Raw genomic sequence first — 25,560 nt, forward strand, 5'->3', positions numbered from 1 at the left:
GTCGGATCACGGAGGGCGGGTCGTCGTAGGTCCCAAGTCGCTTGTCGGGCACGGGACTTCGCTTCACGGACGTCGCATGTCAGGAAAGGGGCTTCGCCCTCGCGGACGTCGCATTCAGGAAAGGGACTTCGCCATCGCGGACAGCGCGCCCTCGACGGCCTCCAGCAGCCGGGTCTCCTGCGCGGGGGAGAGCACGGCGGGCGGGGTCAGGCGGACGACCGGGTGGGCGTTGAGGGAGTGGTTGACGACCACACCCCGGTCGACCATCTCCAGCAGGAACTCCCCGGCCGCCCCCGCGTCCGCCAGCTCGATCCCGATCAGCAGCCCGGCACCGCGCACCTCGCGGACCAGCCCGGGTGCGTGTGCGGCGGCGACGGCCCGGAGCGCGGGCAGCAGCCGGGCGCCGATGGCGGCGGCGCGTTCCACCAGGCCCTCGTCCCGGATCACCTCGACGGTCGCGCTGACGGCGGCCATCGTGATCGGTGCGCCGGAGTAGGTGGAGGTGTGCAGGAAGGGGTCGGTGTCGAAGGGCTCGAACACCTCCTGGGTGGCGAGCGTGGCGGCCACCGGCATCACCCCGCCGGACAGCGCCTTGCCGGTCACGAGGACATCGGGCCGTACGCCCTCGGCGGCACAGCCCCACCAGGAGCCGAGCCGCCCCAGTCCGGTCATCACCTCGTCCACCACCAGGAAGGCCCGATGTGCCCGGCACAGCGCGGCCACCGCCGCCAGATACCCGGGCCGGGGCACGATCACCCCGGCCTCGCTCTGCACCGGCTCCACCACCACACAGGCGTCCGCGTCACCGTCGCTCAGCGCGGCGGCCAGCGCGTCGGTGTCACCGAACGGCACGTGCCGCACGTCCGGCAGCAGCGGCCGGAACGGATCCTGGTAGAGCGGGTTCGCGGTGAGGGAGAGCGCGCCCAGCGTCTTGCCGTGATAGCCGTCCCGCATCGAGATCAGCCGCCGCCTGCCGTGCGCACGGGCCAGTTTCACGGCGGCCTCCACGGCCTCGGTCCCCGAGCCGGAGAAGTGCACCCGGTCGAGCCCGTCCGGCGCGACCCCGGCCAGCGCCTCGGCAGCGTGCCCGGACACGGGGTCCAGGAACAGCCGGCTGGACAACGCCAGCCGCCCTGCCTGCCGCCGTACCGCCGCGACGACCCGGGGATGCCCGGCCCCGACGAAGAAGACGCCGTAGCCCCCGCAGTTGAGATACGTCCTCCCCTCGGTGGAGGTGATCTCCGCGCCCTCCGCCGCCCCCTCGACGACACCCCCGAACATCGCCGCCAGCCGCCCACGCCCGCTGCTGAGATGCCGGGCATGCAACGCGACCAACTCTGTCTCTGTCCGACCCACTGCGCATTCCCCCGTGACGACGCGTGACGTGCCGCCGAGCATGGACTCCCCCCGAACCCCGGGTCACGCCCCGGTCCACTGACCGGAACGCCACAGTTCCCACCCCGCCCACGAACAGCGCCCCGAAAGGGGCGCGGGGAACTGCGCGCCCAGCCACAGTGGACCCGCACCCGAAAGGCCACCCATCCACAGCGGACCCGCACTCGAAAAGGAACCCCACCCACAACGGACCGATGCGGCCAACCCCCGGAGGGCATGGCAGGCTTGGGGCATGGCCGTCCAGATCAACCCCAGCATCCTGTCCGCAGACTTCGCCCGCCTAGCCGACGAAGCCGACGCAGTGTCCGGCGCGGACTGGCTCCACGTCGACGTCATGGACAACCACTTCGTCCCGAACCTGACCCTCGGCGTACCGGTCGTAGAGTCACTGGCGCGGGCGACGGACACCCCGCTGGACTGCCATCTGATGATCGAGGACGCCGATCGCTGGGCCCCGCAGTACGTCGAGGCGGGTGCCTCCTCCGTCACCTTCCACGTCGAGGCGGCCGCCGCGCCGGTCCGGCTGGCCCGTGAGATTCGCGCCAAGGGAGCGCGCGCGTCCATGGCGCTGAAGCCCGCGACGCCGATCGAGCCGTACGAGGATCTGCTGCCCGAACTCGACATGCTGCTGATCATGACCGTGGAGCCGGGCTTCGGTGGCCAGTCGTTCCTCGACATCATGCTGCCGAAGATCCGCCGCACCCGTGAGCTGATCAAGAAGCACGGACTCGAGCTGTGGCTGCAGGTCGACGGAGGAGTTTCGGCCTCGACGATCGAGCGCTGCGCGGACGCGGGCGCCGATGTGTTCGTGGCCGGTTCGGCGGTCTACGGGGCATCCGACCCGGCCGCGGCGGTACGTGCATTGCGCACGCAGGCGGAGGGGGCCATCGGCAAGGCATCCTGGGCGTGCGACCACTGAGCGGCAGGTATGTGAACGGCGGCCATCAAGGCTGATCAAGTGCGCCGGATCTGCAAGGATGAACGGCGAATCCAGAGTGTGAACAGCAGTGAGGAGATCGCCGTGTCGGGTATGTCGGCGGGCCGGTCAGCCATGCGGATGGGACCCGCAGAGCTGGTGCAGGCGGCGGCCATGGCCCGCCGCTTCTACCTCGAGGGCAAGTCCAAGATCCAGATCGCGGAGGAGTTCGGCGTCAGCCGCTTCAAGGTGGCCCGGGTCCTGGAGACCGCTCTCGAACGGGATCTCGTACGCATCGAGATCCGAGTACCGGCCGAACTGGACGCGGAGCGCTCGGACGCGCTGCGTGCCCGGTACGGCCTGAGGCACGCCGTCGTGGTCGAGTCCCCGGCCGAGGTCAGCGAGGAGTCGCCCGACCCCGAGAACCTCGGGGAGGTCGCGGCCGACCTGCTCGGCGAGCTGGTCACCGAGGGCGATGTGCTCGGCCTGGCCTGGGGCCGGTCCACCATCCACATGGCGGCGGCCCTCGACCGGCTGCCGCCCTGCACGGTGGTCCAGCTGACGGGCGTGTACGACGCCGGGACCGCCGAGCGCGGCTCGGTCGAGGCGGTACGGCGGGCCGCGCAGGTGTCGGGCGGCGACGCCCACCCCATCTACGCCCCGATGCTGCTGCCGGACGCGGCCACCGCCGAGGCGCTGCGCCACCAGACGGGGATCGCCCGGGCCTTCGAGTACTTCGACAAGGTCACGGTCGCCTGCGTCTCCATCGGCTCCTGGGAGCCGGGCATCTCGACGGTCTACGACATGCTCAGCGACGAGGAGCGGGCGCACTACTCGTCCCTCGGTGTAGCCGCCGAGACGTCCGCGCACCTCTTCGACACCGAGGGCCGCCGGGTCGGCCGGGACCTGGGCGAGCGCTGCATCACCGTCAAGGCGGACCAGCTGCGCCGTATCCCCGAGGTCGTCGCGATCGCGGGCGGGCAGCGGAAGGCCGCGGCGATCGACGCTGTGCTGCGGTCCGGGCTCGTCACCAGCCTGGTGACGGACACGGCCGCGGCGGACTACCTGATGACGGCCGGGTCGCCGCCGAAGTCGGCGCTCAGCCGGACGGACCCCGACGGGATCTGACGGGCCGCGACACCACGTCGTACCGGGACGGCCGTGGCAGCATCGGGCGCATGCTGCTGCGGTTCGTCTCCCGGGTGCTTCTCGTCCTTCTGGCCGTCCTGTTGCCGGTCGGCTGTTCCTCCACGGCCACCACCGGTGCCGGCACCACCGCCACCGGCACCGGCACCGGCACCGTCAAACTCTCCCAACTCCCCGCCGAGGCACGGCGGACCGTCGCCCTCATCGACCGGGGCGGGCCGTTCCCGTACGCCAAGGACGGGGTCGTCTTCGGGAACTACGAGAAGCTGCTGCCCCGGCAGAAGCGCGGTTTCTACCACGAGTACACCGTCAGGACGCCGGGCTCGCGGGACCGCGGGGCCCGGCGCATTGTCACCGGGCAGGACGGCAAGATCTACTACACCGATGATCACTACAAGTCGTTCAGGACGGTACTGAGATGACGGAGTTCGCGGTCACGCTGGACCTCGACGGGGTCACGGACAAGGCCGGCCTGATGGACCGCTGCGTACAGGCACTCCAGCTGCCCGACTGGTTCGGCCGGAACTGGGACGCCCTCGCGGACAGCCTCGGCGACCACACCGTGTGGCCCGAGGCGGCCGTCGAGCGGGGCCTCCTGGTCGTCGTAAGGAACTGGCAGTCGTACGCCGCCACACGGCCCGACGAGTGGGCGACCGCCGTCGACGTCTTCGGGGGAGCGGTCGACGCGACACCGGCGCTGTCCGTCGTGCTCGCGCTGGGCGGGGGCGGGCGCTAGCCCGATTGTCCGAGGCGGCTGGCAGAGTGTTCGGTATGGAGCAACAGGAGCAGCGCACGTCGGTCCGGCTCGTGGTCGTGGACCCGGACCTCGAAGCGCAGTGCGACCGGGTGGAAGAGCACTTGCTGGCGCCCCTGGCCGAGTCCGTGGGCGGAGCGGGCGGTGACCACGCGCTCTTCGCGGACGGGCTCGTGGCCTTCCGGCGGGTGCGGGAGACGCTCGCCGAGGCGGTGGCCCGGGGTCCCAAGGTATGGACGCCGAACGGCCGTTGGGAGCACGAAGGCCTGCGCCTCGTCGAACTGCCCACCGGGGACACGGACTTGTTGTACGCGCTGCTGCGCGAGCTGTCCGGACTCCTCGTGGCGCCGCCGGACCTGCCCGACCCCTCAGGCGTCGTCGCCACCGTCCGCACCACCGTCCTGACCCCCGAGAAGACCGCCGTCGGCCTGGTCGGCGCGCTGGCGCGGGTGCTGTCCCTGGTGGACCTCACGCCCGACGCCGACACCGCCACGCTCTTCGCGGCGATCGAGGCGGGCGGCGGCGAGGACGTGAGACTCAGCTACGGACAGGACGAGGCGTGGCAGCGCCTCGCCCACCGGCTCACGATGCTGCTGACCGAGTCGGCCCCCCTGCATCGTTTCCTGTACTGAACTGCCTTCGCGTCAACGGGAGTTGCGCCTGCGGCGGGCGACGAGCAGGGCCGCCGAGCCCAGCGCCACGGCTCCGGCCGCCGCGGTGGCGACGAGTGCCATCGGGCCCGAGCCCGTGTGCGGCAGCGCCCCGCCGGGCACGGTCGTCGCGGTCGGTGTGACCGACGTACCGCCCGCCGCTCCCGGGGTGGGGGACGTGCCCGACGTGGGCGAGGACGCGGACGGGCTCGGCGTCGGTGACGCGGTCGACGCGGTGAAGGCGAAGGTGGCGCTGTCGTTGGCGGAGTCCGGGTCGTGCAGCGGGATGCCGGCCGGGCCGGGGAGCACGGTCGCCGTGCCCTTGGCGCCGGTGTAGTCCTTGGCGGCCTTCACCCACAGCACGAACAGCTGGCTGTGCCCGGCGGCGACACCGCGCGGCACCGGGCACACGTAGTGCCGGTGTCCCGCCGCGAAGGGTGCCGTCCTGCCGTTGCCCGCCCAGAGGAAGCACTCGCCGTAGGGCGTGTCCTCCCCCTCCTCGAAGGCGTTGCCGGTCGCGACCGTGCCCTTGGGCAGGACGACGTCGACGAGGGCGACGGCCTTGTTGCCGACGCCGTACGCGGAGGCCGGGCCGTGGTTCACGGCGTTGAGGGTCAGCGTCCACTCGCCGCCCGTACGGCGGGGCGTCACCGCGGCGGTGGCCGCGAGATCCGCCGAGCTGTCGGCCGAGACCCGGAACCGGCCCGTGGCACCGCTCTCGAAACCGTCCCCCGACCCGGACGCGGGCACCAGGGTCAGCTCAGGACCGGTGCCCCGGTCGGCGCCGCCACCCGGGTCCACACCGGGCTTCAGCAGTTCGGCCGAGTAGTCGGTCACGGCGGTGAGGACGTGGGTGCCGACCGTGGCGGTCAGCGGGCTGCTCAGTTCGACGGTGGCGCCGGCGGCCACCGGGGCGGTGAAGACGCAGGTCACGGATGCCTGGCTGCCGGGTTCGACGGGGTCGTCGCCGTCGCCGTAGGTGCAGTTGGAGAACTTCCGGTCGAAGGCCAGCCCGCCCACCTCCTCCCAGCGCAGCATGATGCGCCGGTCGGTGGCGAGGTTGCCGGTGTTGCGCAGCCGGAGCGGAAGCTCGATCCGGGACCCGATCCTGGCGTGCGTCACGTCCGGCACCTTGCCGACGGTCAGCTCCGGGACGCCGACGACCACCTTCGCCTGCGCGGTGGCGCCGGTGCCGTGCTCGGCGGAGACGGTGTACTTCAGGGTGCCGGTGGCACCGAGGGCGGCGCCCGGGTCCGCCCGCACGGAGAAGTCGACGTACGGCGGCTGGGACTCGTCCTCGTCGACGCAGGTGACCACCTGCCCCGCGGCCGTGCACCTCGGGTCGTCCGCGGTGACGGCCGCGACGCCCGCCAGGCCGCGGGCGTCGATGACCAGCGTCTGGTGCGTGGGCACGGGAACGTTCGCGCCGCCGTCGTAGAACTGCCAGCCCACGTGGACCGGCTGCGCGGCCGTCCCCACGTTGAGCTGTGCATCCGCCTCGATCACGGCGTGGGCCTGCGTCGGCGAGGGGGAGGGACTGGCGGCCAGGGCGGCGGATCCGGGCGCGAGGGCGAGCACCACGGCGGTGAGCGCCGCCCCGAGCACCGTGCGGAGGGAAGTCATGCCCGTTCGATGCGCGAGGTGTCCCGAAGGTTGCCCACACATGAATCACAGGTTCGTTTGGACCTTCCTCCAGAGGCGCCCTCGACCTGCCTGGACGATGATCCGAGGCATGGCATTCCGCCCGACATGGGACAATGAAGTACGTGCTCTTCCCCCTGGCTGACCTGTCCGGGGACCACCTCTGATCGACTGGGATGTGCAGCACGTGCGTTTCCTCAACGACATCCAGCCCCCGTACGACCTGACGTACGACGACGTCTTCATGGTGCCGCGCCGCAGCGCGGTCGGATCGCGTCAGGGCGTGGACCTCAGCTCCCCGGACGGCACGGGCACCACCATCCCGCTGGTCGTCGCCAACATGACCGCCATCGCCGGGCGCCGCATGGCCGAGACCGTGGCCCGGCGCGGCGGGATCGTGGTCATCCCGCAGGACATCCCGATCGAGGTCGTCACCGACGTCGTGTCCTGGGTGAAGAGCCGCCACCTCGTCCTGGACACCCCGATCCGGCTCGCCCCGCACCAGACCGTCGCCGACGCGCTGGCCCTGCTGCCCAAGCGCGCGCACAACGCCGGGGTCGTCGTGGACGGGGCCCAGCGCCCGGTCGGTGTCGTCACCGACGCCGACCTCACCGGTGTGGACCGCTTCACGCAGCTCGGCGAGGTCATGTCCCGCGACCTGCTGCTGCTCGACGCGGACATCGACCCGCGCGAGGCGTTCAACAAGCTGGACGGCGCCAACCGGCGTTACGCGCCCGCCGTCGACAAGGACGGCAAGCTCGCCGGCATCCTCACCCGCAAGGGCGCCCTGCGCGCCACGCTGTACGCGCCGGCCGTCGACGCGGACGGCAAGCTGCGCATCGCGGCGGCCGTCGGCATCAACGGCGACTTCGTGCAGAAGGCCAAGCAGCTGCTCGACGCGGGCGTGGACACGCTCGTCATCGACACCGCGCACGGTCACCAGGAGTCGATGATCAGCGCGATCCGGCAGGTCCGCGCCCTCGACCCGCAGGTGCCGATCGTGGCCGGCAACATCGTCGCCGCCGAGGGCGTCAAGGACCTCATCGAGGCGGGCGCCGACATCATCAAGGTCGGCGTGGGCCCCGGCGCGATGTGCACCACCCGCATGATGACCGGCGTCGGCCGGCCGCAGTTCTCGGCCGTCATGGAGTGTGCCGCCGAGGCGAAGAAGTACGGCAAGCACGTGTGGGCCGACGGGGGTGTCCGCCACCCGCGCGATGTCGCGATGGCGCTCGCCGCCGGTGCGTCGAACGTGATGATCGGCTCGTGGTTCGCGGGCACGTACGAGTCGCCGGGCGACCTCCAGCAGGACGCCAACGGCCGCCTCTACAAGGAGTCGTTCGGCATGGCGTCCGCCCGCGCCGTCCGCAACCGCACGTCGGACGAGTCGGCCTACGACCGCGCCCGCAAGGCGCTGTTCGAGGAGGGCATCTCCACCTCCCGCATGTACCTCGACCCGGCCCGCCCGGGCGTCGAGGACCTGATCGACTCGATCATCGCGGGCGTCCGCTCCTCCTGCACCTACGCCGGCGCGGGCTCCCTCGAGGAGTTCGCCGAACGCGCGATCGTCGGCATCCAGAGCGCGGCCGGCTACGCGGAGGGCAAGCCCCTGCACGCAAGCTGGAGCTGACCCGACTGGCTTTGCCACGGCCCCTGTTGTCCTGGCGGACGGGATGTCCGCTGCGGCGGTCAGCAGTTGTGGGCCAAGTCGCCTTGCCTGGGCGGGAGTTGCCTAACTCGCCCTCCTGCGGCCCCTGTTGCCCCGGCGCCCGGGAATTCAGGGGCCGTCGGCGTGCCCCGGAAGCTACCGTCGGCCGCATGGAGATCGCCGTGTGCCGGGCCGCCGACGTTGCGCTGCTCGACGAGTGCGTCGGCTCGCCGGGGGTCGACTCGTCGCATGCCCGGCGTTTCGCGCGTCAGGAGGCGGGCGGGGGCGTGTATCTCGTCGCCTGGCTGGACGGTCGGCCCGTGGGGCACGGGGAGGTGATCTGGGGCGGCTGCGCGGACCCGGAGGTGCGGGCCGCGCTGCCCGGCTGCCCGGAGCTGAACGGTCTCGGCGTGTGGCCCCCAGAGCTGCGCTCGCGCGGGATCGGCGGCGCGCTGATCCGCCGCGCCGAGGAACTGGCCCGCGAGCATGGCCGTACGGCGCTCGGTCTGGGCGTCGCGGCCGACAACCCGCGGGCCGCCCACCTGTACGCCCGGCTGGGCTACCGGCCCCTGACGGACTACGTGGACCGGTGGTCGTACGTGGACCACGACGGAGTCACCCGCGAGTGCGTCGACCCCTGCACCTTCCTCACCAAGGAGCTGCCGTCAGGCCATCTTGACGTCAAGCCGTCCTGACGCGACGCTGCCCCCATGACGACACCGCAGAGCATCGAACCCGAGCACACCCTCCTCACCGCGGTCGCCCGCCTCGACGCCCTCCGCACCCGCGAGTCCCTCGCCGGCTTCGGCAGCGACACCGAGGCCCTCGACCGCACCGAGACGCTCGAACTGCTCGCCCTGAGCGAGGTCGTCGCCCGCAAGGCCGCCTACGGCCGTCAGCTCACCGTCCGCGCGGCCCGCGAGGCCGGCGCCTCCTGGACCCAGATCGGCGCCGCCCTCGGCATGACCAAGCAGGCCGCCTGGGAGGCGCACACCCGCTGGATCGACGCCCAGGCGGAGGTCTTCGGCCGGCCGGGACGCATCGGCTTCGACGAGGACGACCTGGCGGCGGCACGCGCGCTGGCGGGGGAGCCGGACGAGAGCTGACCCCGCCCCGGAACGCTCCACCCCCACCGCGCAACGAATCCGCACCCCCGCCCCACGAACGCAACGATCTTGCGGCGGCGCGCAAGGATGCCGCATTACGGTCAGGACGCGTGGCCTCGTAAGGTCGAGCGCTGTACCCAGCGCGCGGCAGGACCTCCGCTCGGCGGCCTCTCCGTGCCGTCGGTCCCTGTCGCCGTGACCGGCAGCGACAAGGAGCCATCCGCGTGCTCGACCAAGGCGCACCCCCGCACGACCGCAGTCGGACCGCCGAGCCGTCCCCGGGGCTCGGCGCGCGTCTGATGCGCCGCAAGCCCGTGGAACGCCTGGTCGCCGAGGGCGGCCAGGGTGAGGGCGGCTCCCTCCGCCGCTCCCTCGGGCTCTGGCAGCTGACGATGATCAGCATCGGCGCCACCCTCGGCACCGGCATCTTCGTCGTCCTCGGCGAAGCCGTCCCCAAGGCCGGCCCCGCCGTCACCCTCTCCTTCGTGATCGCCGGCCTCACCGCCCTGTTCTCGGCCCTCTCGTACGCCGAGCTCGCGGGCACCATCCCGGTCGCCGGTTCCTCGTACTCGTACGCCTACGCCACGCTCGGCGAGCTGATCGCCTGGATCTGCGGCTGGTGTCTGATCCTGGAGTACGGCGTCTCGGTCGCCGCCGTCGCCGTCGGCTGGGGCGAGTACCTGAACGAACTCCTCGACGGCACGATCGGGGTCACCATCCCCGACGCGCTGTCCGCCCCGCCCGGCGACGGCGGCGTCTTCAACCTCCCGGCGCTGATCGTCGTACTCCTCGCGATGGCCTTCCTGCTCGGCGGCGCCAAGGAGTCCGCGCGCGCCAACACGGTCATGGTGTGCGTGAAGATCGCCGCGCTGGTGCTGTTCTGCGCGATCGGCATCCAGGGCTTCAAGTCCGGCAACTACGACCACTTCATGCCGCTCGGCATGGCCGGTGTCAGCGCGGCCGGGGCGACGCTCTTCTTCTCGTACATCGGCTTCGACGCCGCCTCCACGGCCGGCGAGGAGGCGAAGAACGCGCAGCGCGACCTGCCCCGCGCGATCATGCTGTCCCTCGTCATCGTGACCGCGCTGTACGTCCTCGTCGCGGCCGTCGCCGTCGGCGCGAAGCCCTGGCGCCGTTTCAACGACTCCGAGGCCGCCCTCGCCCAGATCATGCGCGACGTCACCGGCCAGTCCTTCTGGGGCACCCTCCTCGCCGCCTGCGCGGTCATCGCCATCGCGAGCGTCGTCCTGACCGTGCTCTACGGCCAGACCCGCATCCTCTTCGCGATGTCCCGGGACGGCCTCGTGCCCAGGGTGTTCGGCAAGGTCCACCCGAAGACGGGGGCGCCCCGCGCGAACACCGTCATCGTGTCCCTGTTCTGCGGCGTCCTCGCGGCGGCGATCCCGCTCGGCCAGCTCGCGGACGCGACCAGCATCGGCACGCTCTTCGCGTTCGCACTGGTCAACGTCGCCGTCGTGGTGCTGCGCCGGACCCGCCCGGACATGTCCCGCACCTTCCGCGTACCGCTGTCCCCGCTCCTGCCCGCCGTGGGCTTCGCGCTGTGCGTGTGGATGATGGGCAGCCTCTCGTCCGTCACCTGGGTGGTCTTCGGGGTCTGGATGGCCGTCGGGCTCGTGTTCTACTTCGTGTACGGCCACCGCCGTTCCCGACTGGCAACACCCGCACCGCCCGAGAAGTGATCGATCCACCGTGCTGAACGAACTCGACGAACGCATCGTGCACGCCCTCGCCGAGGACGCCCGCCGCTCCTTCGCGGACATCGGGCAGCTCGTCGGCCTGTCCGCGCCCGCCGTGAAGCGGCGCGTGGACCGGCTGCGGGCCACCGGCGCCATCACCGGCTTCACCGTACGGGTGGACCCGTCGGCGCTCGGCTGGGAGACCGAGGGGTTCGTCGAGATCTACTGCCGCCACAACACCTCCCCGGACACCATCCGGCGCGGTCTGGAGCGCTACCAGGAGGTCGTCGCCGCGTCCACCGTCACCGGCGACGCGGACGCGGTCGTCCAGGTCTTCGCCGCCGACATGCGCCACTTCGAACGGGTCCTGGAGCGCATCGCCGGGGAGCCCTTCGTGGAGCGCACCAAGTCGGTCCTGGTCCTCTCCCCGCTGCTCCGCCGCTTCTCGTCGGGCTCACCGACGTAGGCATTCGGGGCGGGCCCCGAGGGCAACGAGTTCTGCGTGGGGGCCGGTTGAGGCTCAGGGATCACCCCGACCCCTGACTCACTCCACCCCCGCGCTCACTCCGCCGTCTTCCGCGCCAGCGCGTTGTTCCCTATCGAGTTGTGCACACTGAAGCTCACCGCGTCCGACCGATAGCGGTCGTCGGACCACTCGACCGGACGTCCCTCGCGGGTGGTTGTCACCCGACGGACCCGGAGCAGCGGGCTGGTCCGGCGGATGCCCAGCAACTCCGCGTCCTGCGCCCCCGCCGCGACCGCGTCGATGACGTGCTCGCCGTAGGCGAAGACCAACCCCGTGTCGTCGTACAGGCGTTGGGTCACCGACGGGCACTCCGGCTCGATCGCCTCGACGGCCGGGGAGATCCAGTCGGCGTACACCGTCCGCTCCAGGAGGACCGGCTCGCCGTCCAGACCGCGGACGCGGAGGACGTGCAACACCGGTGTGCCCGCGGCGAGTTGGAGGCGTACGGCGTCCTCGGCGGTGGCCGGACGGTACTCCTGCGCGACCACGTGCCCGGTCGCCTCGCGCTCCATCGCGCGGGCCCACTCGGCGAAGCTGCGCAGTTCCGCGAAGCTCTGGCTGCGCCGGCTGGCCAGGACCACCCGGCGGGCACCCTGCCGGGAGCCGATCAGACCCTCGGCGGTGAGGGCCGCGACGGCCTGGCGCACCGTGCCGCGCGAGACGCCGTACTGCGCGGCGAGGTCCGTCTCCGCGGGCAGCAGGCTGCCGACTGTGTACTCCTCGCGGTCGATGGCCTTCCGCAGCTCGTCGGCGATCTCCTCGTGTCGCGCCGTCATGCTTCCCCTCTGAGTCGGCAGCTGTGCACAGCGTGAGCAGCGTAGTCGAGTTCTCCTGGTAATCCGTGTCAGCCAGGAGTGTGCAGGGAATGGGGGGTCACGGTTTCGCCAATGTTTACGAACAAGACACCATCACCGGGCGTACTGAGGCCAACTTGTTCAGACAAGTTCTGCCGACAAGTTCTCTGCTTTTCTCCGTTCTGCTCAAAACCCTCGTGCGCACCCCTGGAGAGACCGTGACCGTGTCCCCGCCGAGAAACGCCGTCCTGGGTGGTTCCCTCGCCGTCGTCGCCGCGCTGGCCCTGAGTGCCTGCGGCGCCGCTCCCGACAACGCGTCGTCGACCGCCGACGGCAAGAACGCCGCCACCGCCACCTCCGTCGCCGACTTCGGCGGCATGGACGCCCTGGTGAAGGCGGCCAAGAAGGAGGGCACGCTGCACGCCATCGCGCTGCCCCGCGACTGGGCCAACTACGGTGCCCTCATCGACGGTTTCACCAAGAAGTACGGCATCAAGATCACGGACGAGAACCCGGACGGCTCCAGCCAGGACGAGATCAACGCCGTCACCTCCCGCAAGGGCCAGGACCGTGCGCCCGACGTCCTCGACCTTGGCTCCTCCTTCGCGCTGAGCGCCGCCCAGCAGGGCCTGCTCGCGCCGTACAAGGTCGCCTCGTTCGACCAGATCCCCGAGGGCCAGAAGGACCCGAAGGGCCAGTGGTTCAACGACTACGGTGGCTACATCTCCATCGGCTGCGACGCCAAGCGCGTCAAGACCTGCCCGACCACCTTCGCGGACCTGCTGAAGCCGCAGTACAAGGGACAGGTCGCCCTCAACGGCAACCCCACCAAGTCGGGTTCGGCCTTCGGCGGCGTGTACGCGGCGGCGCTCGCCAACAAGGGCTCCTTCGACGACATCCAGCCCGGCCTCGACTTCTTCGGCAAGCTGAAGAAGAACGGCAACTACACGCCCGTCGAGTCCACCCCGGCCACCGTCGAGAAGGGCGAGACGCCCATCTCCATCGACTGGGACTACCTCAACGCCGGTTACGCCGACGAGTTCAAGTCCAAGGGCGTCGACTGGAAGGTCTCCATCCCGAGCGACGGCCAGTACGCGCAGTACTACTCCCAGGCCATCAACAAGGACGCCCCGCACCCGGCGGCCGCCCGCCTGTGGCAGGAGTACCTGTACAGCGCCGAGGGCCAGAACCTGTGGCTCAAGGGATACGCGCGTCCGGCGCTGATGACCTCCATGGAGTCGGCCGGCACGCTCGACAAGACCGCCGCCGCCAAGCTCCCGCAGGTCACCGGCACGCCGTCCTTCCCGACCGAGGACCAGCAGAGCAAGGCCAAGACGGTCATCGCGCAGGGCTGGGCGAAGGCCGTCTCCGGATGACGGCCACGCTCACGCGGGCCGACGTGGGCGCCGCCGCTTCCGTGAAGCGGCGGCGCCGCGTTCCCGGCTGGATCGCCGTGGTCCCGCTGCTCGTGTTCGTCGCGGTCGCCTTCGGCGTGCCCGCCGTCGCGATGCTGAACGGCGCCTTCACCGTCAAGAACCAGGCGACGGGCGCCACTTCGTACAGCACCGCCAACCTCACCGAGTCCCTGAAGGGCGCCTACCTCACCGCGCTCATCGGCAGCGTCAAGCTGTCCGCGCTCTCGGCCGCCCTCGGCACCCTGCTCGGGCTGCCGCTCGCGCAGGTCGTCGTCACCTCCCGCTTCCGCGCGCTGCGCGAGGCCGTCCTCACCGCCTCCGGCGTCCTCGCCAACTTCGGCGGGGTCCCGCTGGCCTTCGCGTTCGTCGCCACCCTCGGCAACGCCGGTGTGCTGACGACCCACTTGGGCCTCAAGGACAAGGGCTGGGACCTCTACAGCTTCTCCGGCCTGGTCCTCGTCTACCTGTACTTCCTCATCCCGCTGATGGTCCTCACCATCACCCCCGCCCTGGAGGGCCTGCGCACCCAGTGGCGCGAGGCCGCCCAGAACAATGGCGCCACCGGCGTGCAGTACTGGCGGCACGTCGCCCTGCCGGTGCTGCTGCCCTCGCTGCTCGGCGGGTTCGTCCTCCTCTTCGGCAGCGCGTTCGCCGCGTACGCCACCGCCGCGGCCATGGTGGGCAGTTCGATCCCGCTGGTCACCCTGCAGATCGCCGACGCCATCTCCGGCAATGTGCTGGTCGGCCAGGAGAACGTGGCCCTCGCCCTCAGCCTCGACATGGTCCTGGTCGCGGGCGTGGTCATGGCCGTGTACCTGCCCCTGCAACGACGGAGCGCGCGATGGCTGGACGCCTGAACCTCTGGCGGTGGGTCGTCCTCGGCCTCGCCGCCCTGTACTTCCTGGTCCCGCTCGCCGCGTCCGTGGTCTTCACCATCGACGTGCCCGGCGAGGGCGTCACCTTCGACGCCTACACCCAGATCGTCTCCACCGCCGGCTTCACCTCCAGCCTGGTCCTCTCGCTGGAACTCGCCGCCGCCACCATCGCCGTCGTGCTGCTCCTGATGGTCCCGGCCATGGTCGCGCTACGGCTCGGAGCGCCCCGGCTGCGCCCGGTCGTCGAGGTGATCTGCTCGCTGCCGCTGGTGGTGCCGCCGATCGCGTTCGTCGCCGGGATCGCGACGGTCCTCAAGTGGGGCCCCGACTACCTCTCGCGCACCCCGCTGTTCGAGACCTTCGTCGCGATCCAGAACCCGAGCTTCCCGTTCGTCCTCGTCCTCGCCTACGTCGTGATGGCGCTGCCGTTCGTGTACCGGGCGCTGGACTCCGGGCTGCGCGCCATCGACGTGAAGACCCTCGTCGAGGCCGCCCGCAGCTGCGGCGCGAACTGGCCGCAGGCCCTCGTGCGGACCGTACTGCCCAATCTGCGCGGCGCGTTGCTCAACGCCTCCTTCCTCACGCTGGCCCTGGTCCTCGGCGAGTTCACCGTGGCCCAGCTCCTGGGCTTCCAGCCCTTCGCCGTGTGGATCTACAGCGTCGGCGGGTCCAACGCCCAGCTCTCCGTCGCCGTCTCCGTGCTCAGCCTGGTCGTCACCTGGGCACTCCTCCTCACGCTCGCCGGTGTCGGCGGGCGCGACAAAACCGCTTCGTCCCGGGGATGAACCATGACCGCCACCACGCTTGAGAAGACCACCACGGACCAGGCCGCCACCGTCGAATTCCGGGGCCTGCGCCGGGAGTTCGGCGCCACGGTCGCCCTCGACGGACTCGACCTGACCGTCCGCCCCGGCGAGTTCCTGGCCCTGCTCGGCCCCTCCGGCTGCGGCAAGACCACCGCCCTGCGCATGCTCGCCGGCTTCGAACACCCCACCTCCGGTGAGGTGTTGGTCGACGGCAAGGACGTCACCGACGTGCCCGCGCACCGTCGCGACGCCGGGATGGTCTTCCAGTCGTACAGCCTCTTCCCGCATCTCAACGCGCTCGACAACGTCGCCTTCGGCCTGCGCATGCGCAAGGTCCGTGCGGCCGAACGGCGTTCCCGCGCGGCCGAGTTGCTCGACCTCGTCGGGCTCGGCGACAAGGGTGAGCGCTTCCCGCACCAGCTCTCCGGCGGCCAGCAGCAGCGCGTCGCGCTGGCCCGCGCGCTCGCCCTGCGCCCGCGCGTGCTGCTCCTGGACGAGCCGCTGTCGGCCCTCGACGCCAAGGTCCGGCTGTCCCTGCGCGAGGAGATCCGCCGCCTCCAGCAGGAACTCGGCATCACCACGCTCTTCGTGACACACGATCAGGAAGAGGCCCTGTCCATAGCCGACCGGGTCGCCGTCATGCGCGCCGGACGGCTCGAACAGTGCGCCGCCCCGGCCGAGTTGTACGGCCGTCCCGCGACCCCGTTCGTCGCCGAGTTCGTCGGCACCATGAGCCGCCTTCCGGGCCGGCTCACCGACGGCGCGGTCGAGGTCCTCGGCCAGCGGCTCCCGGTCGACGGCGAGGCACCGGCGGGACCCGACGTGGACGTGCTCGTACGCCCCGAGGCGATCGACGTGCGCGCGGACGAGACCGGTGACGCACGCGTCGTGGCAACCGCCTTCCTGGGCGCGGTCGTTCGCGTCACCGTACGGCTCGGCGACGACACCGAGGTCAAGGCCGACCTGCCCACGCACGAGGCGACCACCCTGGGTGCCGGAGTCGCCGTACGCGTGTCGCTGCCGGAACGGCCGGTCCTCGTGGCGGACCGCATCAACCCGTAGGGCCCAAGCGCCCGTAGTGAAAGAGAGAAACGTGACCCCCCACACCCAACTCCCGCTCCAGGCCGTCCTGTTCGACATGGACGGAACGCTCGTCGACACCGAGCGGCTGTGGTGGGAGGCGGTGGAGCAGGTCGCGGGCAGGACCCTGACGGACGCGGACCAGCCGGAGGTGCTCGGCCGCCCGGTCGAGCACACCGCCGACTGGCTCGCCCGGGCCACCGGCGTCCCGGCGGCGGACCTCGCGGCCGCGCTGCACCGGGAGTTCGCCACCCGCGTCCGCACCGGCATCGTGCCCCGCCCCGGCGCGCTCGACCTGCTCGACGCCCTCGCCCGCGACGGCGTCCCCACGGCGCTCGTCACCGCCTCCCCCCGCGCGGTCGCCGACACCGTCCTCGACGCCCTCGGCGCGAGCCGCTTCGCGGTCTCCGTCACCGCCGACGACACCGGGCCCACCAAGCCCGCGCCCGACCCCTACCTCGCCGCCTGCCGCGCCCTCGGTGTCGACCCGGCGGCCTGCGTGGCCGTCGAGGACACCCAGACCGGCGTCAGTTCCGCCGAGGCGGCCGGCTGTGCGGTCCTCGCGGTGCCGTCCCTCGCCCCGATCGACGCGGCGCCCGGCCGGACCGTACGCGACAGTCTCGTCGGGGTCACCCCGGCCGCCCTGCGCGCGATGGTGACGGACCAACAGCCGGACGAACTACGCGTGTTGAGCTGGAATCTGTGGCTCGGCGGCAGCAAGGTCGACGATCACCGCGCCAAGCAGCTGAAGGCCATCGCGGAGACCGGCGCGGATGTCGTCGGCCTCCAGGAGACCGGTGGTACGGCGGTGGAGGAACTCGCCGAGGCGCTGGGCTGGTACCACCACCGGGCGGGCGAGAACCTGGGCGTCATCAGCCGCCACCCGATCACAGCCCGTTTCGGTGACCCGGACGTCGGGTTCTACGGCGCGGCAGGGGTGCGGATCGCCGTGGGGGAGGCGCGTGAGGTCGACGTGTGGACCTGTCACCTCGACTACACGCCCTACGGGCCGTACGAGTCGGCCTTCGACGGGCTTCCGGCCGCGGATCTGATCGCCCACGAGGGGGTTCGGCTCGCCCAGATGCGGGATGCCCTCGGGCGGATCGCAGAGGTGGGCGACGTCGCGGTGCCTGTCGTGCTGGTGGGTGATTTCAACTGCCCTTCGCATCTGGACTGGGCGGATGTGGAGTGGCCGGTGACGAAGGCCGCGGCGGAGGCGGGGTTTCGCGACTCGTACCGGGAGGTGCATCCGGACCCCGTTGCGGAGCCCGGGTACACCTGGTCGCCGATTCATCCTGTGCACGAGGACGGGAGCGGGCGGCTTGAGCCGCAGGATCGGATCGACTACGTCCTGCATCGGGGGCTGAGTGTGCTGGACTCCCGGACGTTCGTGGTGGGGGCGCCCAGCGCATGGCCGGATGTGGCGGGCAACTGCTGGCCTTCCGACCACGCGGCTGTTCTTACGGTGTTCGCGGTGCCCGTTCGCTGAGTGCGGGGCGGGAGGGGCGTGCTTCGGGTGCGGGTCCGTGGGGGCTGGGCGCGCAGTTCCCCGCGCCCCTTCGGGGCACTGACCTCCAAGGCGGAGCCCACTCCGGGGGCGGCCGTGCTCACCAGGCACGCAACGAATCGCCGCTCCACCCCACCCGCACGCAACAAACCGCTCACCGGCGCGCAACGGCTCCTTCTTGTCCGGCCCAGCCCCCGGCCGTACCGTCTAGGTGGGCCCCGATAGGTGGCTCTTCGACCTTTTCGTACCGGTGAGGGACACACATGCGCACCGCCCTGCTCCAGAGCTCCGGCCGCCCCGGCTCCGTCGTCGAGAACCTCAAGGTCCTCGACGAGGCGGCGGGCCGCGCCGCGGCTGACGGTGCCGGGCTGCTCGCCGCGCCGGAGATGTTCCTCACCGGGTACGCGATCGGCGACGACGTCGACCGCCTCGCCGAGCCCGCCGACGGCGACTCCGCCGACACCGTCGCGGAGATCGCCGGCCGCCACGGCATCGCCATCGCCTACGGCTACCCCGAGCGCGACGGCGAGTCCGTGTACAACTCGGCCCAGCTCATCTCCGCCGACGGCACCCGTCTCGCCAACTACCGCAAGACCCACCTCTTCGGCGACTTCGAGCGCGCCCACTTCACCCCGGGCGAACAGCCGGTCGTCCAGGCCGAGTTGGACGGTCTGACCGTCGGCCTGATGATCTGCTACGACGTCGAGTTCCCGGAGCCCGTCCGCGCCCACGCCCTCGCAGGCACCGACCTGCTCCTCGTCCCGACGGCGAACATGCACCCGTTCGAGTTCGTCGCCGAGTCCCTGGTCCCCGTGCGGGCCTGGGAGAACCAGCTGTACGTGGCGTACGTCAACCGCATCGGCCAGGAAGGGGAGTTCGAGTTCTTCGGCCTCTCCACGCTGGCCGGACCCGACGGAGTCGCCCGCACCCGCGCGGGCCGCGGCGAGGAACTCCTCCTCGCCGACCTGGACCCCGGGTTCCTCGCCGAATCCCGTGCGGCGAACCCGTACCTGACGGACCGTCGCCCCGGCCTCTACGGCTCCCTGTCCTGAAGCCCCCCTGCCTTCCCTGCACTTGTACTTGTTCCTGTTCCGCTAGGAGTCCGTACCCCATGACGTCCACGGTGCCCAACGCCGTCCAGCACGCCGACGAGCGACAGCCGCCGATCACCATGTTCGGGCCGGACTTCCCGTACGCGTACGACGACTTCCTCGCCCACCCGGCGGGCCTCGGCCAGATACCCGCGACCGAGCACGGCACCGAAGTCGCCGTGATCGGCGGCGGGTTGTCCGGCATCGTGGCCGCCTACGAGCTGATGAAGATGGGCCTCAAGCCCGTCGTCTACGAGGCCGACCAGATCGGCGGCCGGCTGCGCACCGTCGGCTTCGACGGGTGCGACCCCTCCCTCACCGCCGAGATGGGCGCGATGCGCTTCCCGCCCTCCTCGACCGCCCTCCAGCACTACATCGACCTGGTGGGACTCGAGACCCGGCCGTTCCCCAACCCCCTTGCGGAGGCGACCCCTTCGACCGTCGTCGACCTCAAGGGCGAGTCCCACTACGCGACCACCGTCGACGACCTCCCGCAGGTCTACCGCGACGTGATGCACGCCTGGAACGCCTGCCTCGAAGAGGGCGCCGACTTCTCCGACATGAACCGCGCCATGCGCGAACGCGACGTCCCGCGCATCCGTGAGATCTGGTCGAAGCTCGTCGAGAAGCTCGACAACCAGACCTTCTACGGCTTCCTCTGCGACTCCGAGTCCTTCAAGTCCTTCCGGCACCGTGAGATCTTCGGCCAGGTCGGCTTCGGCACGGGCGGCTGGGACACCGACTTCCCGAACTCCATCCTGGAGATCCTGCGCGTCGTCTACACCGAGGCCGACGACCACCACCGCGGCATCGTCGGCGGCTCCCAGCAACTCCCGCTCCGCCTCTGGGACCGCGAGCCGCAGAAGATCGTCCACTGGCCCTACGGCACCTCGCTCGCGTCCCTGCACGTGAACGGCGAACCCCGCCCGGCCGTGACCCGGCTGCACCGCACCGCGGGCAACGGCATCACCGTGACGGACGCGAGCGGCGACATCCGCACCTACCAGGCGGCGATCTTCACCGCCCAGTCCTGGATGCTGCTCTCGAAGATCGCCTGCGACGACTCGCTCTTCCCGATCGACCACTGGACCGCCATCGAGCGCACCCACTACATGGAGTCCAGCAAGCTCTTCGTGCCGGTCGACCGGCCGTTCTGGCTCGACAAGGCCGTCGACGACAGGGGAAATCCGACCGGCCGGGACGTCATGTCGATGACCCTCACCGACCGTATGACGCGCGGGACCTACCTCCTCGACGACGGCCCGGACAAGCCCGCCGTCATCTGCCTCTCGTACACGTGGTGCGACGACAGCCTCAAGTGGCTGCCGCTGTCCGCCAACGAGCGGATGGAGGTCATGCTGAAGTCGCTCGGCGAGATCTACCCGAAGGTCGACATCAGGAAGCACGTCATCGGCAGCCCGGTGACCGTCTCCTGGGAGAACGAGCCTTATTTCATGGGCGCGTTCAAGGCCAACCTGCCCGGCCACTACCGCTACCAGCGGCGCCTGTTCACCCACTTCATGCAGGACCGGCTGCCCGCGGACAAGCGGGGCGTCTTCCTCGCGGGCGACGACATCTCCTGGACGGCCGGCTGGGCCGAGGGCGCCGTCCAGACCGCGCTGAACGCGGTCTGGGGCGTCATGCACCAGCTGGGCGGCACGACCGACCCGACGAACCCGGGCCCCGGGGACGTCTACGACGAGATCGCGCCGGTCGAACTCCCCGAGGACTGAGGGGAGTTCAGATCCCGGCCGCGCGTGCCTTCTCGTACAGCTCCGCGGCGACGTCCTTGAGTTCCCGGGCGTCCCGGGTCCCGGTCTGGAGGTCCACGAGGATCTCGTCGAGGCCGACCTCGGCGTGTGTGGCGAGGTCCTCGACCATCTGGTCGACGCTGCCCTGGAAGGGCCTGCGGCCAGGGCCCTCGAAGGGCTTGGCGGTGTAGGTCAGATTGGTGCGCAGGACCGTCCGGATCGGTGCCGTGCGTCCGCGCTCGGCGGCCAGCTCCCTCAGCTCACGCCACTGCGCGGCGAGCGCCTCGGTGCCCATGCCGACCGGAATCCAGCCGTCGGCGTGGTCGACCAGCCGGCGCCGGGCCTTCTTGCCCATCGCCGCGAGCAGGACGGGGATGGGCCGGGCGGGCTTGGGGCCGACCACGGCCGACGCGATCTTCGTCAGCCGGCCGTCGTACGACACCGGGTCGGGGCCCCACACGGCGCGGCACACCTCGATCAGCTCGTCCAGGGCCTGACCGCGCTCCGCGAACGGCCGTGCCGACGCGGCCGCGTACTCGTCGACCGACCAGCCCGTGCCGAGGCCCGCGACCACCCGGCCGCCGCTCGCCGCGTCCAACGTGGCGAGGGCCTTGGCCAGTTGGAACGGCACGTGCAGCGGCGCCACCAGCACGCTGGTGCCGAGGCGGGCCCGCTCGGTGGCGGTGGCGGCGAGCGTGAGCGTGACCAGCGGCTCGGCCACACCGCGGTAGTGGTCGGGCCAGGGGACGCCCTCCATGCCGTAAAGGCCCTGAGTGGCGGGCTCGGGGAACAGGGCGCGCTCGAACACCCACAGGCTCTCGTAACCGATCTCTTCGGCGGCACGGGCCACGTCGGGCACGTCCTTGCCGATGTCGTACCAGTGCAGCTGGGGGAGGCCGAGCCCGAGGGGTGTCGTCATGCCCTGTGCTCCTTCGCCGAGGTCAGTGGTATATGAACGTACAACGTTCACACGGGAGTTGACCGTCCACGGCGGAAGCTGTCCGGATCAGTCCCGCAGTGGCGTGAGCAGCATGCGTCCCGCGAGTCCCACCGCCGCGTCCAGCCGTTCGGTGAACTCCTCGGCCACGTCGGGGAGTCCGCGCAGCGCCCACAGGGCACGCGCCGCCGTCCAGGTCGCCTCCCGGGCGCGCTCCAGGCTCCACGAGCCGAGCAGATGCGTGAGCGGATCGGCGATCTGGAACAGGTCGGGCCCCGGCATCAGCTCCTCGCGGATGCGCTCCTCCAGCGACACGAGGAGATCGCCCACCCGGTCGAACTCGTCCTCCAGCTCCGCCGGTTCGCAGTCCAGCGTGCGACAGGCGTCCACGACGGCGAGGGCGAGATCGTGGCCGATGTGCGCGTTGATCCCGGACAGGGCGAACTGCAGCGGCCGTACGCCCGGATGGCGGCGGAGCTGGAAGAGCGGGCGCCAACAGGCGGGCGGGCGGCGCCCGTTGGCCGCCGCGTCCACGGCCGCGAGGTACCGCTCCGCGAACCGTACGTCCAGCGCGACCGCGGCCCGCGCGTCGGCGAACCGTCCGGCCTCGACGCTCCGGTCGACCGCCTGCGTGACGGCGAGGTAGACGCGGTTGAACACCGCGACCCCGTCCCGCGCGGGCAGTTCCTCGTCGAGCGCGCGGAGCCGGGAGACGACGATGTCCACGGGTGTGGTGATGTGTGCCAATTGCCCCATGAGGGCAGCGTCCCAGTCCCGGGACGGCCCGGATGCCGCCGGGCCCGACACTTCCCCAGAACGGGGGAACGGGGGAGTGGTTCCGGGGTGCGGCCGGTGCGCCTACGACTGGGCGCGTCGACCCGGGCCGTCGGGGGAGTCGTACGACGACGTTCCCTCGTCCAACAGTGGTTGATCCGACTTGAGATGGGCGGGCGCGAGGTAGCGCAGGGCGTGGTAGCCGGTGATGACGACGAGCGTGCCGAGCGCGATGCCGCTGAGGGTGAAGTTGTCGCTGAACTTGATCGAGACACCGCCGACTCCGATGATGATGCCCGCCGCGGCAGGCACCAGGTTCAGCGGATTGCGCAGATCCACACCGGAGTTGAGCCAGATCTGCGCGCCGAGCAGGCCGATCATGCCGTAGAGGATGACGGTGATCCCGCCGAGGACGCCGCCCGGGATCGCGGCGACGATCGCGCCGAACTTGGGGCAGAGGCCGAAGAGGAGGGCGAAGCAGGCGGCGGCCCAGTAGGCGGCGGTGGAGTAGACGCGGGTCGCGGCCATCACGCCGATGTTCTCGGAGTAGGTGGTGTTGGGCGGGCCGCCGACGGCGGTCGAGAGCATCGACGCGACACCGTCCGCGGAGATCGCGGTGCCGAGCTTGTCGTCCAGCGGGTCGCCGGTCATCTCGCCGACCGCCTTGACGTGTCCGGCGTTCTCGGCGACCAGCGCGATCACCACCGGCAGCGCGACCAGGATCGCCGACCACTGGAACGTCGGTCCGTGGAAGGACGGCAGCCCGACCCAGTCGGCCTTGCCGACGGCGGAGAGGTCGAGGCGCCAGTGGTCGGTGACCTCGCCGCTCGCGCTCATCGAGTGGATGCGGCCGAAGATCCGGTCGAAGGCCCAGGAGATGCCGTAGCCGAAGACCAGGCCGAGGAAGATCGCGACGCGGGACCAGAAACCACGCAGACAGACGACGGCCAGACCGGTGAACGCCATGACCAGCAGCGCCGTCCACTGGTCCTGCGGCCAGTACGTGGCGGCGGTGACCGGGGCGAGGTTGAAGCCGATCAGCATGACCACCGCGCCGGTGACGATCGGCGGCATCGCGGCGTGGATGATGCGCGCCCCGAACCGCTGCACGGCGACCCCGACCAGGAACAGCACGACGCCGACGACGAACACCGCGCCGGTGACGGTCGCGCTGGTGCCGCCCTGCGCGCGGATCACGGCGGCCACGCCCACGAAGGAGAGGGAACAGCCGAGGTAGCTGGGCACCCGGCCCCGGGTCGCGAGCAGGAAGATCACGGTCGCGACGCCGGACATCATGATCGCGAGGTTGGGGTCGAGACCCATGAGGACCGGGGCCACGAAGGACGCGCCGAACATCGCCACCACGTGCTGGGCGCCGAGCCCGATCGTGCGCGGCCAGGACAGCCGTTCGTCCGGGCGGACAACCGCTCCGGGCGCGGGCGTCCGCCCGTCACCGTGCAGCTTCCAGCGCACGCCGAGGTCCATGGTGGGGTTCGCTTTCTCTGTAGCGGAATTCGCCAGCTGAATTCTGTCTATCTGAAGACGGTCCGGACCATTGTCACGGGTACCTCGGGGTTCTACGCTCGCACGGTTCCACTCATGAACTGCATTCACATATCTGATCGGAGTTGATCGGTGAGTAGAAGACCCCGACTGAGTGTTCTGCTGGTGGCCGCGGCGACACTGACAGCCCTGTTCGCCCCCTCCGCCTCCGCGCACACGGCGCCGGCCGCCCCGAGGACCGCCGTCCTCGACGGCACCCGCCTCCAGCAGACCAAGCTCCGCCTGGACCGGGGCGATCCCCAACTCCGGCGCGCGCTCAAGCAGTTGACTGCCCGCGCCGACAACTGGCTGGACCAGGGCCCCTGGACGGTCGTGGACAAGCCGAAGCCCGCCCCCGGAGGGGATGTTCACGACTACCTGAGCCAGGCCCCGTACTGGTGGCCCACGACCACCCCGACCGCCGACAACCCCTGGGGCTGCCCGTACGTCCAGCGCGACGGACAGCGCAACCCCGAGGTCGACACCGGGACCGACCGCCAGGACGTGGAGAAGGTCTTCGACTCGACCTACGACCTCGCGCTCGCCTGGTACTACACCGGCGACAGGCGCTACGCCCACAAGGCCGACCAGGTCCTGCGCACCTGGTTCCTCGACCCGGCCACGAAGATGAACCCCAACCTGGACCACGCCCAGTTCATCCCCTGCAAGTACGACGGCCGCGCCATCGGCATCATCGACTTCTCCCAGTCGTACACCAGCGTCGTCGACGCCATCGCGATCCTCGGCACCGGCGCCCCCGGCTGGACGCGGAACGACCGTACGGCGATGGCCGGTTGGAACTCCGCCTTCCTCGGCTGGCTCAAGAACAGCGCCTTCGGCAAGGAGGAGGGCGCCGCCGCCAACAACCACGGCACCTTCTACGACATGGAGTTGGCCGCCCTCGCCTACGCGACCGGTGACACGGCACTGGCCCGGCGGACCGTGCTGGACGCGCGCGCCAAGCGCATCGACCCGCAGATCGCGGGCGACGGCAGTCAGCCGCAGGAGCTGGCGCGGACCCGGAGTTGGCACTACTCGACCTTCGACCTGGTCGCGTACACCCGGCTCGCCGCCATCGGACGGCATGTCGGCGTGAACCTGTGGACCTATCAAGGCCCTGACGGACAGGGCCTGTTGAAGGCGGTCGACTATCTGCTGCCCGCCGCGACCGGGGCCGCCGCGTGGCCGCACCCGGAGCTGGAGTTCTACCGGTACGCGGCGAGCGACGTCGTCCACGCGGCGGCCGACGCGGGCGACGCCCGGGCGAAGGCGGCCGTACCGAAGCTGGAGGCGCCGCCCGGGGGTGACCTGTGGGCGCTGCGCCCGGCGGCCGAGCAGCTGGACTCGATCGCCGGTTGACCCGCCGCCGTAGGCCACCCGCGGGCACACCCCGTAGATCCACCTCGTAGACCCACCCCGTGGGCCCGTCTGACCAGGGCCTTCCTGACAGGGGCTCCTGAGCGGTCGCTTAGAATGGGGCGGTCCCCACAGTCTCCACCGCCCCACCAG

At 71.1% G+C, this 25,560-nt stretch carries 24 protein-coding genes; 18 read left to right on the top strand and 6 right to left on the bottom strand.

Going from position 1 to position 25,560, the window contains the following annotated elements:
* Nucleotides 1–114: 114 nt before the first annotated feature.
* On the bottom strand, nt 115–1,335 hold the full coding sequence (locus OHT77_RS36645) for an aspartate aminotransferase family protein (protein WP_405881759.1): 1,221 nt from the start codon (nt 1,333–1,335) through the stop codon (nt 115–117).
* A gap of 292 nt (nt 1,336–1,627) precedes the next feature.
* Between OHT77_RS36645 and rpe the strand changes: the two genes are divergently transcribed.
* The 5 genes from rpe to OHT77_RS36670 all read left to right on the top strand — a co-directional run bounded on the left by rpe (nt 1,628) and on the right by OHT77_RS36670 (nt 4,843).
* On the top strand, nt 1,628–2,314 hold the full coding sequence (rpe, locus tag OHT77_RS36650; protein ID WP_328832653.1) for a ribulose-phosphate 3-epimerase: 687 nt from the start codon (nt 1,628–1,630) through the stop codon (nt 2,312–2,314).
* Nucleotides 2,315–2,392: 78 nt separating this feature from the next.
* A complete protein-coding gene (locus OHT77_RS36655) occupies nt 2,393–3,439 on the top strand; it encodes a sugar-binding transcriptional regulator (RefSeq protein ID WP_328832654.1) in 1,047 nt (348 codons plus the stop codon).
* Nucleotides 3,440–3,489: 50 nt separating this feature from the next.
* Entirely contained in the window at nt 3,490–3,879 is a 390-nt protein-coding gene (locus tag OHT77_RS36660; protein WP_328832655.1) for a ribonuclease domain-containing protein, read from the top strand.
* A complete protein-coding gene (locus OHT77_RS36665; protein WP_328832656.1) occupies nt 3,876–4,193 on the top strand; it encodes a barstar family protein in 318 nt (105 codons plus the stop codon). The genes OHT77_RS36660 and OHT77_RS36665 overlap by 4 nt, the downstream gene beginning before the upstream one ends.
* A gap of 35 nt (nt 4,194–4,228) precedes the next feature.
* The gene (locus tag OHT77_RS36670) at nt 4,229–4,843 is read left to right on the top strand and encodes a hypothetical protein (protein ID WP_328832657.1); all 615 of its coding nucleotides are present in this window, start codon (nt 4,229–4,231) and stop codon (nt 4,841–4,843) included.
* A 12-nt stretch (nt 4,844–4,855) separates the two neighbouring features.
* On the opposite strand, the gene OHT77_RS36675 is transcribed toward OHT77_RS36670, so the two are convergent.
* Entirely contained in the window at nt 4,856–6,484 is a 1,629-nt protein-coding gene (locus tag OHT77_RS36675; protein WP_328832658.1) for an LPXTG cell wall anchor domain-containing protein, read from the bottom strand.
* 205 nt (nt 6,485–6,689) lie between these two features.
* Between OHT77_RS36675 and OHT77_RS36680 the strand changes: the two genes are divergently transcribed.
* The 5 genes from OHT77_RS36680 (at nt 6,690) to OHT77_RS36700 (ending at nt 11,419) form a co-directional block, all read left to right on the top strand.
* Nucleotides 6,690–8,132, top strand: a complete 1,443-nt coding sequence (locus tag OHT77_RS36680; RefSeq protein WP_328834445.1) for a GuaB1 family IMP dehydrogenase-related protein — start codon at nt 6,690–6,692, stop codon at nt 8,130–8,132.
* A gap of 188 nt (nt 8,133–8,320) precedes the next feature.
* On the top strand, nt 8,321–8,845 hold the full coding sequence (locus OHT77_RS36685; protein WP_328832659.1) for a GNAT family N-acetyltransferase: 525 nt from the start codon (nt 8,321–8,323) through the stop codon (nt 8,843–8,845).
* A 15-nt stretch (nt 8,846–8,860) separates the two neighbouring features.
* Nucleotides 8,861–9,256, top strand: coding sequence for a hypothetical protein (locus OHT77_RS36690; RefSeq protein ID WP_328832660.1), 396 nt, complete (start codon nt 8,861–8,863; stop codon nt 9,254–9,256).
* Nucleotides 9,257–9,480: 224 nt separating this feature from the next.
* Nucleotides 9,481–10,956: an amino acid permease gene (locus OHT77_RS36695; protein WP_328832661.1), complete on the top strand. Its 1,476-nt coding sequence runs from the start codon at nt 9,481–9,483 to the stop codon at nt 10,954–10,956.
* Between the two features lie 10 nt (nt 10,957–10,966).
* Nucleotides 10,967–11,419, top strand: a complete 453-nt coding sequence (locus OHT77_RS36700) for an Lrp/AsnC family transcriptional regulator (protein WP_019059706.1) — start codon at nt 10,967–10,969, stop codon at nt 11,417–11,419.
* A gap of 95 nt (nt 11,420–11,514) precedes the next feature.
* Here the strand turns inward: OHT77_RS36700 and OHT77_RS36705 are convergent, their stop codons facing one another.
* Complete coding sequence (locus OHT77_RS36705) at nt 11,515–12,255, bottom strand: GntR family transcriptional regulator (protein ID WP_266766915.1); 741 nt, start codon at nt 12,253–12,255, stop codon at nt 11,515–11,517.
* Between the two features lie 236 nt (nt 12,256–12,491).
* Here OHT77_RS36705 and OHT77_RS36710 point away from each other — a divergent pair, with 236 nt between their 5' ends.
* The 7 genes from OHT77_RS36710 (at nt 12,492) to OHT77_RS36740 (ending at nt 20,780) form a co-directional block, all read left to right on the top strand.
* Nucleotides 12,492–13,649 (top strand): ABC transporter substrate-binding protein, encoded by a 1,158-nt coding sequence (locus OHT77_RS36710; protein WP_328832662.1) that lies wholly within the window; start codon nt 12,492–12,494, stop codon nt 13,647–13,649.
* Nucleotides 13,646–14,545: an ABC transporter permease gene (locus OHT77_RS36715; protein ID WP_328832663.1), complete on the top strand. Its 900-nt coding sequence runs from the start codon at nt 13,646–13,648 to the stop codon at nt 14,543–14,545. The genes OHT77_RS36710 and OHT77_RS36715 overlap by 4 nt, the downstream gene beginning before the upstream one ends.
* Nucleotides 14,530–15,348 carry an ABC transporter permease gene (locus OHT77_RS36720; protein ID WP_328832664.1) on the top strand — a complete coding sequence of 273 codons (819 nt, stop codon included), beginning with the start codon at nt 14,530–14,532 and terminating at the stop codon, nt 15,346–15,348. Before OHT77_RS36715 ends, OHT77_RS36720 begins: the two co-directional genes overlap by 16 nt.
* 3 nt (nt 15,349–15,351) lie before the next feature.
* On the top strand, nt 15,352–16,431 hold the full coding sequence (locus OHT77_RS36725) for an ABC transporter ATP-binding protein (protein WP_328832665.1): 1,080 nt from the start codon (nt 15,352–15,354) through the stop codon (nt 16,429–16,431).
* Nucleotides 16,432–16,462: 31 nt separating this feature from the next.
* Complete coding sequence (locus tag OHT77_RS36730) at nt 16,463–17,938, top strand: HAD-IA family hydrolase (RefSeq protein ID WP_328832666.1); 1,476 nt, start codon at nt 16,463–16,465, stop codon at nt 17,936–17,938.
* 281 nt (nt 17,939–18,219) lie between these two features.
* On the top strand, nt 18,220–19,008 hold the full coding sequence (locus OHT77_RS36735; protein ID WP_328832667.1) for a carbon-nitrogen hydrolase family protein: 789 nt from the start codon (nt 18,220–18,222) through the stop codon (nt 19,006–19,008).
* 59 nt (nt 19,009–19,067) lie between these two features.
* A complete protein-coding gene (locus OHT77_RS36740) occupies nt 19,068–20,780 on the top strand; it encodes a flavin monoamine oxidase family protein (protein ID WP_328832668.1) in 1,713 nt (570 codons plus the stop codon).
* A gap of 7 nt (nt 20,781–20,787) precedes the next feature.
* Here OHT77_RS36740 and OHT77_RS36745 read toward each other — a convergent pair whose 3' ends face one another.
* The 3 genes from OHT77_RS36745 to OHT77_RS36755 all read right to left on the bottom strand — a co-directional run bounded on the left by OHT77_RS36745 (nt 20,788) and on the right by OHT77_RS36755 (nt 23,994).
* Nucleotides 20,788–21,717 (bottom strand): LLM class F420-dependent oxidoreductase, encoded by a 930-nt coding sequence (locus tag OHT77_RS36745; protein WP_328832669.1) that lies wholly within the window; start codon nt 21,715–21,717, stop codon nt 20,788–20,790.
* An 87-nt stretch (nt 21,718–21,804) separates the two neighbouring features.
* Entirely contained in the window at nt 21,805–22,491 is a 687-nt protein-coding gene (locus OHT77_RS36750; RefSeq protein WP_328832670.1) for a DUF5995 family protein, read from the bottom strand.
* A gap of 102 nt (nt 22,492–22,593) precedes the next feature.
* Nucleotides 22,594–23,994 carry a uracil-xanthine permease family protein gene (locus OHT77_RS36755; RefSeq protein ID WP_328832671.1) on the bottom strand — a complete coding sequence of 467 codons (1,401 nt, stop codon included), beginning with the start codon at nt 23,992–23,994 and terminating at the stop codon, nt 22,594–22,596.
* A gap of 150 nt (nt 23,995–24,144) precedes the next feature.
* Here OHT77_RS36755 and OHT77_RS36760 point away from each other — a divergent pair, with 150 nt between their 5' ends.
* The gene (locus OHT77_RS36760) at nt 24,145–25,410 is read left to right on the top strand and encodes an alginate lyase family protein (RefSeq protein ID WP_328832672.1); all 1,266 of its coding nucleotides are present in this window, start codon (nt 24,145–24,147) and stop codon (nt 25,408–25,410) included.
* Nucleotides 25,411–25,560 lie beyond the last annotated feature (150 nt).

Origin of the sequence: Streptomyces sp. NBC_00252, from assembly GCF_036187565.1 — a bacterium.
In the GTDB taxonomy this organism is placed as follows: Bacteria; Actinomycetota; Actinomycetes; order Streptomycetales; family Streptomycetaceae; genus Streptomyces.